The organism is Alloyangia pacifica, assembly GCF_020524285.1.
Taxonomy (GTDB): domain Bacteria; phylum Pseudomonadota; class Alphaproteobacteria; order Rhodobacterales; family Rhodobacteraceae; genus Salipiger; species Salipiger pacificus_B.
On sequence record NZ_JAIVKX010000007.1, the window covers coordinates 136,675 to 152,653 of the forward strand.

General features: G+C 70.1%; 10 protein-coding genes. 4 read left to right on the plus strand and 6 right to left on the minus strand.

Going from position 1 to position 15,979, the window contains the following annotated elements; translation table 11 throughout:
- From LC039_RS10790 to LC039_RS10805, 4 genes are all read left to right on the plus strand, one after another.
- Positions 1-1,008 carry a glycosyltransferase family 2 protein gene (locus LC039_RS10790; protein WP_226624013.1) on the plus strand — a complete coding sequence of 336 codons (1,008 nt, stop codon included), beginning with the start codon at positions 1-3 and terminating at the stop codon, positions 1,006-1,008.
- 5 nt (positions 1,009-1,013) lie between these two features.
- A complete protein-coding gene (locus LC039_RS10795; RefSeq protein WP_226624014.1) occupies positions 1,014-5,768 on the plus strand; it encodes a MupA/Atu3671 family FMN-dependent luciferase-like monooxygenase in 4,755 nt (1,584 codons plus the stop codon).
- A 1-nt stretch (position 5,769) separates the two neighbouring features.
- Positions 5,770-6,435, plus strand: a complete 666-nt coding sequence (locus LC039_RS10800) for a 4'-phosphopantetheinyl transferase family protein (protein ID WP_226624015.1) — start codon at positions 5,770-5,772, stop codon at positions 6,433-6,435.
- 211 nt (positions 6,436-6,646) lie between these two features.
- On the plus strand, positions 6,647-7,957 hold the full coding sequence (locus LC039_RS10805) for a GumC family protein (protein ID WP_226624016.1): 1,311 nt from the start codon (positions 6,647-6,649) through the stop codon (positions 7,955-7,957).
- A gap of 55 nt (positions 7,958-8,012) precedes the next feature.
- Here the strand turns inward: LC039_RS10805 and LC039_RS10810 are convergent, their stop codons facing one another.
- The 6 genes from LC039_RS10810 to LC039_RS10835 form a co-directional block, all read right to left on the minus strand.
- Positions 8,013-9,140: a CpsD/CapB family tyrosine-protein kinase gene (locus LC039_RS10810; RefSeq protein WP_226624017.1), complete on the minus strand. Its 1,128-nt coding sequence runs from the start codon at positions 9,138-9,140 to the stop codon at positions 8,013-8,015.
- A gap of 229 nt (positions 9,141-9,369) precedes the next feature.
- Positions 9,370-11,475 carry an NAD-dependent epimerase/dehydratase family protein gene (locus LC039_RS10815; RefSeq protein WP_226624020.1) on the minus strand — a complete coding sequence of 702 codons (2,106 nt, stop codon included), beginning with the start codon at positions 11,473-11,475 and terminating at the stop codon, positions 9,370-9,372.
- A 9-nt stretch (positions 11,476-11,484) separates the two neighbouring features.
- Positions 11,485-12,444, minus strand: a complete 960-nt coding sequence (locus LC039_RS10820; RefSeq protein WP_226624021.1) for a glycosyltransferase — start codon at positions 12,442-12,444, stop codon at positions 11,485-11,487.
- A complete protein-coding gene (locus LC039_RS10825; RefSeq protein ID WP_226624023.1) occupies positions 12,441-13,655 on the minus strand; it encodes a glycosyltransferase in 1,215 nt (404 codons plus the stop codon). Before LC039_RS10825 ends, LC039_RS10820 begins: the two co-directional genes overlap by 4 nt.
- Positions 13,652-14,656 (minus strand): NAD-dependent epimerase/dehydratase family protein, encoded by a 1,005-nt coding sequence (locus LC039_RS10830; RefSeq protein ID WP_226624025.1) that lies wholly within the window; start codon positions 14,654-14,656, stop codon positions 13,652-13,654. Before LC039_RS10830 ends, LC039_RS10825 begins: the two co-directional genes overlap by 4 nt.
- Positions 14,644-15,771: a Gfo/Idh/MocA family protein gene (locus LC039_RS10835; RefSeq protein WP_226624026.1), complete on the minus strand. Its 1,128-nt coding sequence runs from the start codon at positions 15,769-15,771 to the stop codon at positions 14,644-14,646. The genes LC039_RS10830 and LC039_RS10835 overlap by 13 nt, the downstream gene beginning before the upstream one ends.
- Positions 15,772-15,979 lie beyond the last annotated feature (208 nt).

Sequence of the window (15,979 nt, forward strand, 5' to 3'; positions counted from 1 at the left end):
ATGCCGCGCGTGCTCGTCATATCGCTCAACTACCGTACCGCGGAGATGACCCTGCGCTCGGCGCGGGCCGCGCTGCGCGCCATGAAGGGCCTCGAAGCGGAGCTGGTCATCGTCGACAATGCCAGCGGTGACGGGTCTTACGAGACCATGAAGGCCGCGCTCGCCGAGGCGCCCTGGGCGCAGGGCGCGCCGGTCCGGCTGATCGGCTCGGACCACAATGGCGGATTCGGCGCGGGCAACAACATCGGCATCCGCGCGGGCCTGTCGGACGGCAGCCGCCCCGATTACGTCTACCTGCTGAACTCCGACGCCTTCCCCGCGCCGGGCGCAATCCGCGCGCTGGTCGAGCACCTCGAAGCCCACCCCGAGGCGGGCCTTGCCGGCAGCTATCTCCACGGCGAAAACGGCGCGGCGCATATGACCGCCTTCCGCTTCCCCTCGCTCGCCTCGGAATTCGAGGGGGCCATCCGTTTCGGCCCGGTCTCGCGGTTGCTGAAGACCCGGGCCGTGCCGATGCCCGTCCCCGCGGGGACGCAGCCCGTCGACTGGCTGGCGGGGGCCTCGTTGATGATGCGGCGGGAGGTGCTCGAAGAGATCGGCCTCTTCGACGAGACCTTCTTCCTCTACTTCGAGGAAACCGAGCTTTGCCACCGCGCCGCCGGTGCCGGGTATCAGACCCACTACGTGCGCGGCAGCGAGGTGATGCACATCGGCTCGGTCTCCACCGGGATGAAGCGCTGGACCCGCATTCCCGGCTTCTGGCTCGACAGCCGCTGGCATTATTTTTCAAAGACCCGCGGGCGGGGCTACGCGGCGCTGGCGACGCTGTCCCATGTCTGCGGCGGGCTGCTCTGGCGGCTGCGCCGGGTGATCCAGCGCAAGCCCGCCGCCGATCCCGCGCATTTCCTGCGCGACCTGATATCCCATGACCTCCGCGCCCTGTTCCGGCCCGCGCCGGGCCGCGCCGTCCCCGCGGGGACAGGCGGCGCCGAGGCGAAAGTGGAGTGAGTGTGATGGCCAAGTTCAGCTCTGTCGTCGCCGGCAACGAGTCGCTGCTGGTGCAATGCTCGGAAAAACTGCGCGCCGCGGGGCATGACATCGCGGCGGTGGTGACCCAAAATCCCGATATCGGTACATGGGCGATGGATCAGGGAATTCCTGTCATTGCACCCGGTTCCGATTTGGCCGCGCGCCTGCCAAAGGATTTCGACTACCTGCTGTCGATCTCTAATCTGGGAATTATTCCCAAGGATGTCTTGGCGCTGCCCGCCAAGGGCGCGGTGAACTTCCACGACGGGCCGCTGCCGCGCCATGCCGGGCTGAACGCGCCGGTCTGGGCGCTGATCGAGGGCGAGACCCGCCACGGCATCACCTGGCACATGATCGAGGGCGGCATCGACGAGGGCGATATCCTCGTGACCCGCGGCTTCGACATCACCGCCAGCGACACGGCGCTGACGCTCAACGCCAAGGCTTTCGAGGCCGCGATCGAGAGTTTCGACGATGTCATCGAACAGCTGTCCTCCGGGCTGAGGCGCCTGCCGCAGGATCTTTCGCAACGCAGCTATCACGCGCTGGCGGACAGGCCCTCGGGGCATGGGCTGCTCGATTTCACCAAGCCCGCCACCGATCTCGCCCGGCTGGTGCGGGCGCTGGATCACGGCGGCTATGCCAACCCGCTCTCGGCCGCCAAGGTCCGTGCGAATGGCCAAATCTGGCTGGTGGGCGAGGCGCGGGGCATCGAGGGCCGCGGCACGCCGGGGGAAATCCTCGAGGCCACCGACGATCATCTCACCGTGGCCTGTGGCAGCGGTGCCCTGCGGCTGGCGCATTTCGCCCATCCCTGCGGTGCGCCCGCGCTGGTGGCGCAGGTCGGCAAGCCCGGCGGGGCGCTGGATCTGCTGGAACCGGACGAGCGCGCCCGGATCGACAGCGCGATCCGCGCTGTCGCCCCGCACGAAGCCGGCTGGCGTGCCCGTCTGGCCGGGCTCCGCCCCTTCGAGATGCCGGGTCTCGGTCGGGAAACCGGCGAGATCACCACACGCGCGCTCTCGCTGGGCGAGGCCGATCTTGCCTCGGTGGTCGCCGCCTTCGCCGCGCGGCACGATGAGCACGGCGCCTGCGATATCGCGCTTGCCGATCTGGCGCTGAGCGGGCTCGCCAAGAGCGGGATCCTCATGCCCTGGGTGCCGCTGCGCGCCGAGGCCGAGGGGGATGCCGCGGCCCTGCAGGCGCGCATGGCCGAGGCGGTCACCGAGGCGCGCACGCGCCGCGGCTTTGCCACCGACCTGCCCGCCCGCGCGCCCGAACTGAGCGCCGCGCCGCAGGTGCCGCATCTGGGGCTGAGCCTTGCCGCCGGGCCGATCCCCGGCGCCGTGCTGACCGTCGAGCAGACCGCGCAGGGCACTCTGCTGCACGCCGACACCGGCCGCATCGCCGCCGCGCAGGCCGAGCTGATCGCCGCCCGGCTGGAGCTGATCGCGGCGCATCTCACCGGCGAGACCGAGATCCGCGCCCTGCCGATCCTGCCCGAGGCCGAGCGTGCCATGGTCATCGACCTGTGGAACGCAACCGGGGTGGACCATGACCGCAGCCTGACCCCGCAGGCGGCCTTCGGGGCACAGGTGGCGAAGACACCGGACGCCGTGGCGCTGGTCTTCGAGGGGCAGAGCCTGAGCTACGCCGACCTCGATGCCCGCGCCAACCGCACGGCGAACGTGCTGCAGGGCATGGGCGTCGGGCCGGGCGTGGTCGTCGGGCTCTGCACCCGCCGCTCGGTCGACCTGATGGTCGGTGCGCTCGGCATCCTGAAGGCGGGCGGGGCCTACCTGCCGCTCGATCCGGCCTACCCGGCGGACCGGCTGCAGCACTACATCGCCGACAGCGGTGCACCGGTGATCGTGACGCAGGCGGCTTTGGCAGAGACTTTGCCCGAGCACGGCGCGCAGCTCCTGCTGCTCGACGCCGATCCGCGGCTGGCGCAGGCCCCGGCCACGCGCCCCGAGGCGACCAGCGCGCCCGGTGACATCGCCTATCTGATCTACACCAGCGGCTCGACGGGCACGCCCAAGGGGGTGATGGTCGAGCAGCGCAACGTGGTGAACTTCTTTACCGGCATGGATGCGGTCGTCCCGCATGAGCCCCCGGGAACATGGCTGGCGGTGACCTCGCTCAGTTTCGACATCTCGGTGCTCGAGCTGTTCTACACGCTGGCGCGCGGCTTCAAGGTGGTGCTCACCTCGGACGAGGACCGGGCGCTGATCTCGAAAGGGCCGATGCCGCTGTCGGACCAGCGCATGGACTTCTCGCTCTACTACTGGGGCAATGACGACGGCGTCGGGCGCGACAAGTACCGGCTGCTGCTCGAGGGCGCGAAGTTCGGCGACACACACGGGTTCTGCGCCGTCTGGACGCCTGAGCGGCATTTCCATGCCTTCGGCGGGCCCTATCCGAACCCCTCGGTGACCGGGGCCGCGGTGGCGGCGGTGACCGAGAATTTGGCGGTACGCTCTGGTTCTGTGGTTTCGCCGCTGCACCACCCGGCGCGGATCGCCGAGGAATGGGCGGTGATCGACAACCTCACCAACGGCCGCGCCGGGCTGGCGCTGGCCTCGGGCTGGCAGCCGGATGACTTCGTGCTGCGCCCCGAAAATACGCCGCCGGACAACAAGAAGGCAGTGATCGAGAATATTTCCCAAATTCGGGATTTGTGGGCCGGGCGGCCCGTGGGTTTCCCGCGCAGGGACGGGGCGATGTTCGACGTGGTGACCCAGCCGCGCCCGGTGTCAAAGGAGTTGCCGCTCTGGCTCACGGTCGCGGGCAACCCGCAAACCTGGAAGGACGCGGGCACCCATGGCTGCAACGTGCTGACGCACCTTCTGGGCCAGAGCGTCGATGACGTCGCCGAGATGATCCGGCTCTACCATGCAACGCTGCGCGAGGCCGGGCGCGATCCCAAGGATTTCACCGTCACGCTGATGCTGCACAGCTTCGTCGCCGAGACCTGCGAGGCGGCGCGCGAGACCGCCCGTGGCCCGATGCGCGAGTATCTGCGCTCGGCCGCCGCGCTGATCAAGCAATACGCCTGGGCCTTCCCGGCGTTCAAACGGCCGAAGGGGGTGAACAACGCCTTCGATCTGGACCTCGACATCCTCGATCCCGACGACCTCGAGGCGATCCTAGACTTCGCCTTCGAGCGCTATTTCAACGAAAGCGGGCTCTTCGGCACGGTCGAGGATGCGCTGGAGCGGACCGAGCAGCTCAAGCGCATCGGCGTGGGCGAGATTGCCTGCCTGATCGACTACGGCATCCCCGTGGACACGGTGCTCGAGGGGCTGAAGCCGCTGGCCGAGGTGGTGAAGCGCGCCAACGTGGCGCCGGAACTGGCGGCGGATGACTTCTCGATCGCCGCGCAGATCCTGCGCCACGGGGTGACGCACATGCAGTGCACGCCCTCGATGGCGCGGATGATCGCGATGAACGACGAGGCGCGCTTTGCCCTGTCGAAGGTGGATCACCTGTTCCTTGGCGGCGAGCCGCTGCCCGGTGCGCTGGTCGAGGAGTTCGGGCGGATCACCGACGCCGCCGTGACCAATATGTACGGGCCCACCGAGACGACGATCTGGTCCTCGACCGAGGATGCGCGCGCCGCCGAAGGCGTGGTGAACATCGGCCTGCCGCTGGCGAACCAGCAGCTCTACGTGCTGGACACGGCGCAGCAGCCGGTGGGCGTGGGCGTGCCCGGCGAGCTCTGGATCGGCGGCGAGGGGGTGACCCGCGGCTACTGGGGGCGCGAAGAGCTGACCGAGGAACGTTTCGTGCCGAACCCCTTCCACCCGGGTCGCATGTACCGCACCGGCGATCTGGTGCGGCGGCGCATGGATGGCCGGATCGACTTTATCGGCCGGGTCGATCACCAGGTGAAGCTGCGCGGCTACCGCATCGAACTGGGCGAGATCGAGGCTGTCCTGGAGGCGCAGCCGGGGATTGCGCAGGCCGTGGTGGTGGCGCGCGAGGACACGCCGGGCGATCTGCGGCTGGTGGGCTATTACACCGCGGCGGCGGAGGTGCACGAATCCGGGCTGCGCAAGGAGATGAGCCAGAGGCTGCCATCTTTCATGGTTCCGGCGCATTTCGTGCGGCTGGATGCCTTCCCGCTGACGCCGAACAAGAAGGTCGACCGCAAGGCGCTGCCCGCACCCGTCGCGCGCCGCGCGGTGGTGAAACCCGAGGCCCCGTCGCCCGCAGATGCACGCGCCTCTACGCCGCCTGCCGCTAGGGCCCCAGCCGCTCGCCCGCTCGCCGCTGAACCCGCCGTGCCTGTCGGCCCGGTGGCAGCCGCCTCCGAGGTCGACGGCAGCCGGGTCCGGGCGCAGATCGCCGAGATCTGGTCGACCGTGCTGGGGGTGCAGGGCATTTCGGGGCGGGACAATTTCTTCGAGCTGGGCGGGCATTCGCTGCTCGCGGTGCAGGCGCACCGGGCGATCCGCGACGAGCTTGGCGCGAAGGGGCTGTCGATCACCGACATCTTCCGCTTCCCGGTGCTGGCGGATCTGGCGGGGCGGGTCGCGGCGCTTTCCGGTGGCGCGCAGGCGACTCCGAACAAGGGGGCCGCGCCGAAACGGAGCGCGACGGTGGCGCCGCCTGCGCCCAAGCCCGAGCCCGGGCCCGCCGAAGCCGAACCCGCACCGCCGTTGAACCCGCGCGCGCAGATGCGCGCCGATCTCATGGCCCGGCGGCGCGAGATGCGCGCCCGGCGTAGCGCCTGAAATGGCGCGGCCCGAAGATCTCCGCGAGCTGCTGGGCCGCGCCGACTTGCCCGAGGGGGTGGTCTGGGAGGTCTCGGGGCCGGTGGACGATCTGTCGGAGCTTTTCCCCGAGGAACGCGAGAGCATCGCCCGGGCCGTGCCGAAACGGCAGGCGGAGTTTGCCGGCGGGCGGCGGGCGGCGCGGGCGGCGCTGCGCCAGCTCGGCCTGCCGGACGGTGCCATTCCCAAGGGGGCGGACCGCGCCCCGGTCTGGCCCGAGGGCGTCGTTGCGAGCATCACCCACACCGAGGGGCTTTGCCTGGCCATGGCGGCCCGGGCGGAGGACTGGCGCGGGCTGGGCATCGATCTGGAGGTCGACCGGCCGATGCGCTCCGAGCTGATCCCCTCGATCGCCAGCCTGGCCGAACTTGCCCGGCTCTCGCCTCTTCCCTTCGCCAGCGCCGGGGTGCGGATCTTCAGCGCCAAGGAGGCGGCCTACAAGGCGCAGTACCCGCTCACCGCGGCGCTCTTCGGATTCGAGGCGATCGAATCGTATTTGCCCGCGCCCGAAATGCGAATGGTGGCGGAAATGGGGCTCGGCTGGGGGGCGCGATTCCCGATGGTCCAGAGGGCGGACTTTGGCCTAATTCTGTCGATCTGCGCCTTACCGCACGGTAAGAGTATCTAAATACCCCAAAATGCGTCTCAATTGTGGCCTTGGTTCGCGATCGGGACACGAAGTGTTTCCCCATATGCGCTCTATAAACATGGCACAAACGGGGCACGCTTGTTAAATTCAGGCAAGAAAACGGCGTGACCGTGTTCTGCTCCGGCCCGGGTGGGCCGGGGTGGTCGCGCCGCTTTCCGGTCGCATTGGGGGCCTTTGCGGGAGTGTTGTTGTGAACCAGTTCCAGTCGTTTTCCGAGGTGCTCCTTGCCGTGCGCCGCCGTCTTGGCCTGATTGCCCTGATCTTTCTGGTCGGCACGGCGATCTCCGTGTTCTTCGCGCTGAACCAGCCCAAGCTCTACGAGGCGACGGCGGTGCTGCAGATCGAGGACGCGCAGGTCGCACCGAACCCGACCAGCACCTCCAGCGCGGCGGACACCGCGTCGCGCCGGGTGCAGCTCATCGAGCAGCGGATCATGTCGCGCGACAACCTGATGCGGATCATGCAGGAGTATCAGCTCTTCATGGACGATCCCGAGATGCCGATGAACCAGCGCGTGTCGCAGATGCGCGAGTCGGCCTCGATCCAGGAAATCCGCGCGAACCCCAACGTCTACATGCCGCAGAACGCGCCCTCGGGGCTGATGATCACCGTGCTGCTCGATGATCCGCAGAAGGCCGCCGATGTGGCCAACGAGCTGATGCATTCGGTGATCGACTTGTCGCGCAGCCGCAGCGAGACGCGGGCCCGCGATGCCCTCGCCTTCTTCGAGGCCGAGGAGGCGCGGGTGGAGACCGAGATCGAGGCGATGGATGCCCGCATCGCCGAGTTCAAGAAGCAGAATTCCGAAGCGCTGCCCTCGGGGCTGACCGCCATGCGCGACCAGCTCGGCACGCTCGAGGACAACAAGCTGCAGCTCGATCGTGACATCGTCGCGATGCAGGCGAACTCGGCACGTCAGCGCGAGGATGTGCAGACCCGGCAGCTTGCGCTGCTGCAGGAGCAGAAGCAGCTTATCGCGATGCGTATCGACGGCATCGAAGACACCATCCGCCGCGCCCCCGAGGTCGAGCGCGAGCTCAGCGGGCTGGAGCGCGAGCGCACCCAGTTGCAGGACCAGTACAGCGTCATCACCCGCCGCAAGGCCGATGCCGAGATGGGCCAGATGCTCGAGGACCGGCAGCAGTCGGACCGCTTCGAGGTGCTCGAGACGGCGCTGGTGCCCGAGGTCTCGGCCTCGCAGAGCCGCCGCAAGCTGGTCGCCGCGGGCGCCGTGGCGAGCCTGATTGCCGGTCTGATCACGGCCTTCGGTGCGGAAATGATGAATCCGGCGCTGCGCAGCGCCGCGCAGATGGAGCGGGTGCTGGGCGTGCAGCCGGTGGTTGCGATCCCGACGGTCAAGAGCCGTGGCCCGCGCCGCGGCACGGGGCTCGGCCTGACGGCGCTGCTGCTGGCGCTGGCCGGGGGGCTGTTCGGGGCGCTGCGCCTGATGGGCGACCGGCTGCCGTTGATCGACCGCTTCCTGCCGCGGGTCGGGGCCTGACGGACCAGCAGGGCGGACGAGCGTTTGAAAGAAGGCGGGCCCGGGCCCGCCTTTTTCAGTATTGGTACTTCTTGAGGTTGGTGCCCTCGGCCTTGTTCAGCACCATGCCGAGCAGCGGCGTCTCGGTCCCGAGCCGGCGTTCGACCTCGCGGATCTCGCGCTCGGTGGTCAGCCCGCCGCCGACCACCATCAGCACGCCGTCGATCTGCGGCCGGAAGGCCAGCACGTCGTCGTAGTAGAGCGCGGGCGGCAGGTCGAAGAGCATCACGTCCGGTTTCAGCTGCGCCTCGATCGCGGTGATCACCTCGGCGGTGGCGGGGGCGTTGAGCAGCTCGGCGGCATAGGGTTCGACCACCTCGTTGAAGCCGAAGGCGATGTTGTGCCCGGCGTGGATGTGGTTCTCGCCCATGCGCATCAGATGCGCCTCGGGCGAGACCACGCCGCGCAGCAGCGCCCCCATGGCACCGGGCGCGCGCACGCCCATGACCTTGTGCAGAGACGGGTTGCGCAGGTCGAGATCCATCAGCAATGCCCGCAGCCCCTCCTGCCGCGACAGCGAAATCGCGAGGTTGGCGGCGGTGAAGGTCTTGCCGCAGCCCTTGCTGGGCGAGGTGATGCCGACGCGGGTCCAGCCGTTCTCGGCCAGCGCCTGGGTCAGCCGGGTGCGCAGCACGTCGAAGGCGGCATGGGCCGGGTCTTCGCGGCTGGCGGTGATGATGCGGTTGCGGTCAAGGTGGCCGCTGTCGATCTCGAAAACCGGCAGCCGGTCCCAGAGCGCGCCGGGGCGCGGGGCGGAGGTCCGCGGGGACGGGCCGGGCACTGAGTCTTCCGGCATGGGGGCGGGGGCGGCGGTCTTTTGAACGCGGGCAGGACGCACGGTCTCGGCGCGGGGGGCTGCGGAGTGTTCCGGCCGCTCTGGCTTCGGGCGCGGGGCGGTGGCCCGGGCGCGCGTGGCCGCCAACTGGCGGCGGGCGGTTTCCATTTCGGCGCGGTGCTGGTCAGCGCGGGCCTGCTCGGCTCGGATCTGTTCGGTTCGGATCTGCTGGGCGCGGGCCTCTTCGGCCTCGCGGTCGGCCTGACGGCGGGCAAGCCGCTCTTCGCGGCGTTCGAGCGGCAGGATCGGCGGATCCTCCGGCGTCTCCTCGGCCCGCTTCCGGCGCTGGAACTTGCGGCGTTCTACCATACTCGTCTCTCCGCACCGCACAGGCGGGCACTCTAAACACGCGGGCACTCTGCCTGCTGATCCTACGTCGAGGCCATGACCGCTGCGCCGACCCGCCGCAAGGCAAGGACGCGCAGAGGGCGGGCGCTCGTGATCTTCAGCGTCATAACGTCATGAGATTCGGTCAAGAATAAGGAGGAAATGGGGGGATTGTTCACGCCCTGCGTGGACCCTCTGCCCCTCCGTTTGCCTAGAAGCCGAAGAGGTTTGCCTCGCCGATGGCCTTCTGGAGGAAGCGCGCGCGGTCGGCCTCGGGCTGCCAGCCCAGCACGGTCTTCGGCTTCTCGTTCACGAAGGGCGAGAAATGCGCCCGGCTCTTCCAGTCGGCGAGCGAGGGGCGCACGAGGCCCTTCTTGCGCAGCGCGTATTTCTTCAGCCCGTATTTCACCGCGTCGCTGGCATAGAAGACCGTCAGGTTGCCCGAGTTCACGCGGATACGTGCGCCGAGCGTCTTCTCGATGGCGTCGAAATAGCCGCGCGCGGTGAGCATCGGCTCGCCCACGAGGTTGAAGCTCTGGCCGATGGCCGCAGGGTCGGTGCCCATGCGCAGCAGCCCGTCGGCCACGTCGTCGATCAGCACGAAGGGCAGCAGGTTGTGGCCCGGTCCCCAGATGCGCACCGCGCCGGCGCCGTGCCAGCGCCCGATGCCCCAGTGCTGCAGCGGCCCGCCATGGCCGACCACGATGCCGGGCCGGGCGATGGTCACCGGCAGGCCGCGCTCGGCGTGCAGCTTCATGAGTTGGCGTTCGCATTCGGCCTTGGAGCGGGCGTAGAGGTTGCGGTCCGTCATGTCCTCGGGGAAGCGCGTCTCCTCGGTGATCTGCACATGCGGGTCGGACATGTCGTAGCTGGCGATGGTGCCGGTGTAGACCAGCCGAGTCACCCCAGCCGCCTCGCAGGCCATGGCGATGCGGGTGGAGACGCCGACGTCGTTGACCAGCGCCCCGGCCCAAGTCGTCTCCAGCGAGCGGGCGAGGTTGTAGACCGTGTCGATGCCCTGCATGGCCTGCGTGAGCGCGTCCAGATCATGCAGCGAGACCGGGGCGGTCTCCACCCGGTCGGGCAGATCGGGGAAGGGGCCGTGGCGCCCGCGCGAGAGCACGCGCACGTCCTGGCCCTCGGCCACCAGCCGCCGGGTCAGGGCACGACCGATGAAGCCGGTGCCGCCGATCACCATGGCGGTGGGCTTCGGCTTGCGGGTCTGCACGGCGGGGGCCTTCACCTCCAGCGCCTCGGGCGGCAGCTTGGCGATGGCCGCCTCGAGCGCCTGCATCACCGTGAGCGCGCTCTCGGCGCTGAAGCGGCTGTCCTGCGGCTGGCCGCTGGCGAGCGGTCCGTAGATGGCCGCCATCATGCCGCGGAAGCTCTGGGCATAGGGGCCCTTCTGGTTCAGCGAGCCGGTCTGGATCGCGGCATTGCGGAGGCCTTCGCGCAGGTGCTGCCAGCTTTGGTCGAGCTGCCGCCGAAGCGGGTTCACGATCAGGTCCGAGGCGTTCTCGCGGTCCACCACCAGCGTGTCGGCGGCATAGTCGAGCCGCGCCCGCCCCGAGGAGCCGCGCAGGGTAACAGAGCGGTCGTCCACCGTCTCGACCATCGACAGGTGGAAGGTGATCTCGACGCCGCCGGCGCGGGCGAGGATGCGGAAGCCCTGCGGGCGCATGTCGTCGCCGGGCAGGGCGATCGGCTTGGTGGCCTCGGCGTGCAGGATGTCGAGCGGGCCGAAGAGGTCGACGGCAAAGGCGAAGGGGTGCGGCCCCAGCTCCAGCAGCAGGTTCTTTGGCGCGCGCAGCAGCCACAGGTTGAACGGGCCGGAGCGCAGCGGCGCCAGCGGCAGCGCCCAGGTGATCTCGGCCTGCGAGACGCGGCCATAGGTGCCGGCCAGCAGCGCTCCCTTCATCCGGACGTAGGACGGCAGGCCGAGGAAGTTGTGCCCGGGATGGAAGCGTTTTCCGGCGGCCTCGGCTGTCTCGGCGATGGCGCGGGTCTCTTCAAGGCTCACCGCCACCGGCTTTTCCACCAGAACGTGCAGCCCGGCCTGCAGGCATTCTTGCGCCAGTTCCGCGTGCAGTTGCGGCGGGGTGAGGATGTGCACCGCGTCGCAGGCGCCGCTTCGGATCAGCGCTTCGACAGAGGTGAAGGGAACCGCGCCGTAGGCCATGGCCAGCCCCTCGGCGGCGGGTTCCGACAGGTCGCAGACGGCGGTGACCTGCGCGTCCGGGGTCGCCTTCAGCGCATCTCCGTGCCAGCTGGCGATGTAACCGGCGCCGATGAGGCCCACGCGGATGGGTTGCGGCATGGGGGCTCCTTACTTGTACTCGATCAGGCGCATGGGCGCCTGCCTCAGCCGGCGCCAGTGGAAGGTGGCCATGCCGATGAGGTTGGGAAACTTGGACAGGGTGAGCAGCAGCGCATGGCGGCGGGCCTCGGGGGCGGGGAGCCCCTCGTGGCGCAGCCCCTGCGCGGTGCGGACCCAGTTGAGCGGGTAGGCGACCAGCGCCGCGAGGGCGAGCGGCCAGAAGACAGCGGCACCGAGCAGGATCAGCAGCGGCAGGAGCAGCGCGTAGACCAGCGCGCGCTTGCGCTCGGTGGTGAAATACTCGGGATGCAGATGACCGACCTGCGCAAAGCCGTGGCCGGTGCGCACGGCGCGGCGCCACCATTGTCCGAAGCGCAGCATGGCGGCGTCGTGGCGGGTCATCTCCCGCGCCAGGCGTTCGAGCGTCCAGCCCGCCTTGCGCAGGCGGGTGCAGAACTCGTCGTCCTCGGCAGCGATCACCGTGGGGTCGAAGCCGCCGACCTCGCTGAAGGCCTCGGCGCGCAGCATCATGTCGCCGCCGCAGGTCTGGATGATCCCCGCCGGGCGGTGCCATTCCACATCGCAAAGCTGGTTGTAGAGGCTGGCATTGGGGTGGATCTCCGAACGCCAGCCGGTGACGAGGGCGGTCTTTGGGTTTTCCTGCATTTGGGCGCGGGCGGCCTCCAGCCAGCCGGGCACCAGCGCGCAGTCGCCGTCGATGAACTGCACGAGCTGCGGATCGTCGAGCGCGGCGAAGCCCGCGTTGCGGGCGCGGGCGGCGGTGAAGGGGGCGCTGAGGTCCAGCTCGACCACCTTGGCCCCGGCCTTGCGGGCTTCGGCGAGGCTGCCGTCGGTGGAGCCGCTGTCGACATAGACCACCTGCCGCGCCTGCCCCACGACTGAGGCCAGCGCGGCGACCAGCCGGGCACCCTCGTTGCGACCGATGAGCACCACGTCGACCGGGGTCATGCGCCGGGCTCCGCGGCGCTGAAGAGGGCGGAGAGCTTCGCCGCCTCGGTCGTCGCGTTGAACTCGGCCGCCACCTTGGCGCGACCTGCGGCGCCCATGGTCCGGCGGCTCGCGGGGTCGGCGAGCAGGGTGTCCAGCGCATTTGCCAGAGCCTCCACCTCGCCCGGGGGCACCAGAATACCGCTGGTGCCATGCTCGACCAGCTCGGGCACCCCGGCGATGCGGGTGGTCACCACCGGCACCTGCGCGGCCATCGCCTCCATCAGCACCACGGGCACGCCCTCGGCGAAGCTCGGCAGGACGAAGACGTCCGCCCCGGTCAGCGCCTCGGCGACCTCGGCCTGCGCGCGGTAGCCGAGGAACGCGCAGCGCTCCGCGATGCCCAGCTCTGCCGCCAGGGACTCCAGCGCGCTGCGCTCGGGGCCGTCGCCGATCAGGCGCAGGCGCAGCTCCGGGTGTCGGGGAGCGAGCGCGGCCAGCGCGCGCAGCAGCACCGGCACGCCCTTCACCCCGGCGAGCCGACCAACGAACAGCAGGCTCTGGCCGTCGTGCGCCGAGGGCGCGTAGCGCGCGGGATCGATGCCGCAGTGGATGATTTCCAGCTTGGCCCAGTCCCCCCGGTCCGCGAAGCACATGAGCTGCGCGCGGCAGAAGGCGCTGATGCAGGCGACGAAGGTGGCCCGGCGGGTCTTTTCGTCGAGGCGCCAGTGCTGCGGCTCGAAGAAGATGTCCGGCCCGTGGATGGTGAAGCTGTAGGGGATGCCCGAGAGCTCCGAGGCCAGCATGGCGACGGTGCAGGAGGCCTTGGCGATGTGGTTGTGCAGGTGCTGCACGCCTGCCTCGGCCAACGCGTCGGCCAGCACCCCGGCCTCGGCGAAGTAGATCAGGTTGTAGGCGCGGCCCTTCAGCCCCTTCGGCGCGGTCCCCCATGCCAGCGCCAGCGCGCGCAGGTAGCGGCGGGGCCGGCGCAGCCAGCGGGCATGGGCGCGGAGCAGGCGCAGCGGCGACTTGCAGGCCTCGAGCACCTTGAAGGTCCGCGCGTGTTCGGCGCGCTGCTCGGGGCCGACGAGGTGCTCCGGCCCGGTGGTGCGGATCGAGCAGGTGAGCACCTCGTGGCCCAGATCGCGCAGGGCGGCGACCTCGCGCTGGATGAAGGTGTCCGAGGCGCGGGGGTATTCGCCGGTGAGGTAGGCGAGCTTCGGCAGGCTCATTCGCGGCTCTCCCGCAGCGCGCGGGCCATGAGCGTGCCGAAGCGGTCCTGCGGCAGCGGGCCGAGCGCGGCGATGAGCCCGCGGTCCGGGTAGCGCAACGGCATCATGCGGGCCTTGAGGATCGGCACGCGCAGCAGGCCGGGCAGCCGGGAGGCGAGCGGCGAGAGCAGCCGGGCGGCCAGCATCCACAGCGGCCAGGGCAGCGGCAGTACGAGCTTCGGCCAGCCCGAGGCGGCATGGGCGCGCAGGAAGCGGGTGCGGTCGGGGCGGTCGGGGTCGATGACATTGACCACGCGCAGCCCCTCGGGGCGGCGCAGGGCGGCCTGCAGCAGGCGCTTGGCGACATGACCGACATGGGCGAGCGGCAGCTCTCCGCGGGTACCGACGCGGATCAGCAGCGGGCCGAGGGCGGGGCCGAGGTGGGCGTTCCACGTTCGTCCCGCGCCGAAGATCACGCCGGGACGCAGGATCCAGAGCGGCAGGCCCGAGGCGCGGCAGAGCGCTTCCTGCGCCAGCTTGCCGGCGACATAGGCGTCACGGGCGCCGGCGGCGGACTCGAGCGGGGTCGTCTCGGTGACCTCGGCACCGGGGGCAAGCCGCGCGGTGTCGTAGAGGCCGATGGAGCTGACCAGCACGAGATGCAGCGGCAGCCCGTCGAGGGCGGCGAGCAGGTGGCGGGTGCCGTCCACGGTGGCGGCGCTGACCGCAGCCACGTCGGAGCCGAGATGGGCGGCGGCATGGATCACGGCGGAGCAGCCCTGCGCCGCGGCGCGCAGGCGCGGGATGCAGGCGGGATCCGACAGATCCGCCGCGATCCAGCTCACGCCCTTGCCTTGCACGCCCGTCTCCGGCGCGGGCGACCGGCGGAGGGCGGTGACATGCAGCCCCTGCGCACGGGCCTCGGCCAGCACCGCGCGGCCGACGAAGCCGGTGGCACCGGTCAGCAGGATGCGGGCGGGGCCCGGTGTCGGGCCCTGTTCGGTGCCAGTCACATGGCCCACGGCATCGGCTCCATTGGATCGCAGCGGGTGGTCATCACCTGCGGGCCGGTGTCTTCGCCGGCGTTCTGGATCGCCAGCGTCACCTCGGTCAGATGCAGCGCGAAGTCCGAGGACAGGCGGCAGGGGCGGCGCTCGCGCAGGGCCTCCAGCATCTCGGCGGGCCCGAGCATGAAGTTCATCGCCGCGGCGCCCCAGCGTTTCACCTTGGGGTGTGTCGGCTGCGGCAGCCGGAGGCGGCGCGGGAAGGGGCTTTCGACCAGCCTCCGGCGCAGCACCCGGCGCTTGGCGAAGCGCACCTTGGCGGCATTGTCCCAGGACGCCTCGCAGCTCAGCACGCCCGAGTCGCCGAAGATCCGGATGCCATGGCCGTGGCTGGCGACGATCGAACAGGTGAGCCGGGTCACCGGCCCGTTCTCGAAGAACAGCGTGGCGACCGAGAGATCGGGCGCCGCGGTGCCGAGCCCGGCCTTGTCCGGCAGCACCTCGGTCGAGGCGGCGACCACCTTGCGCACCGAGCCGAACCAGGAGATCAGCCAGGTCAGGTAGTAGCCCGCATGCTCCAGCGTGCAGCCGGTGCGGAACTCATCTTCGTGGGGCCAGGAGGCGCCGGACTCGCTCCGCCACCTGCCGTAGGGCGCCTGCGGGACGAACCCGTCGTCGAGCTCGGCGTAGATCGCGCGGGGCGTGCCGGCGGTGCCGTGGCGCAGCGCGTGGCCCAGCGTCTGCGCCGCCTCGCCCAGCACCGAGCAGGGCGCGGAGGCGAGCAGCAGGCCCTTTTCGGCGGCCAGCGCGTGCAGCGCCTTGGCCTGCTCCAGCTTCATCGCGAGGGGTTTTTCGCAGTAGACGTGGTGCCCGGCCTCGAGCAGCCGGAGGTTCAGCGCGAAATGCTCGGCGGGATTGGTGAGGTTGAGCACGACGCAGCCCTCGGGCAGGCCGGCGATGAAGGTCTCGAGATCGGGCGCGGCGCGGAGCTGCCAATGGGCGCAGAAGCGCGACAGGCGCTCCGTGTCCCGGTCGTGCACGCTGTGCACCGAGAGGCCCGGCATTGCCTGCAGCGAGCGCAGGTAGAGGTCCGCGACGAAGCCGCAGCCCAGGAGGGCGATGGTCCCGCTCATCGACGGCCCGTCGCGCGGCAGGGCGCGCTGGCGCGGTGCGCGGGGCGGGGGAGGCGGAGGGCGATCATCGGGGTACCTGACTAGGGGTCGTGCAAAGACTGGATGCGCATTCTGGAGGCGCCTTCGGGGCACCAATGAGCAGAGAACTTTGACCGAAATTCGACCATGCGCAGGTCTCTTCGTCGCATTGCCGGGAATGCGGCGCATT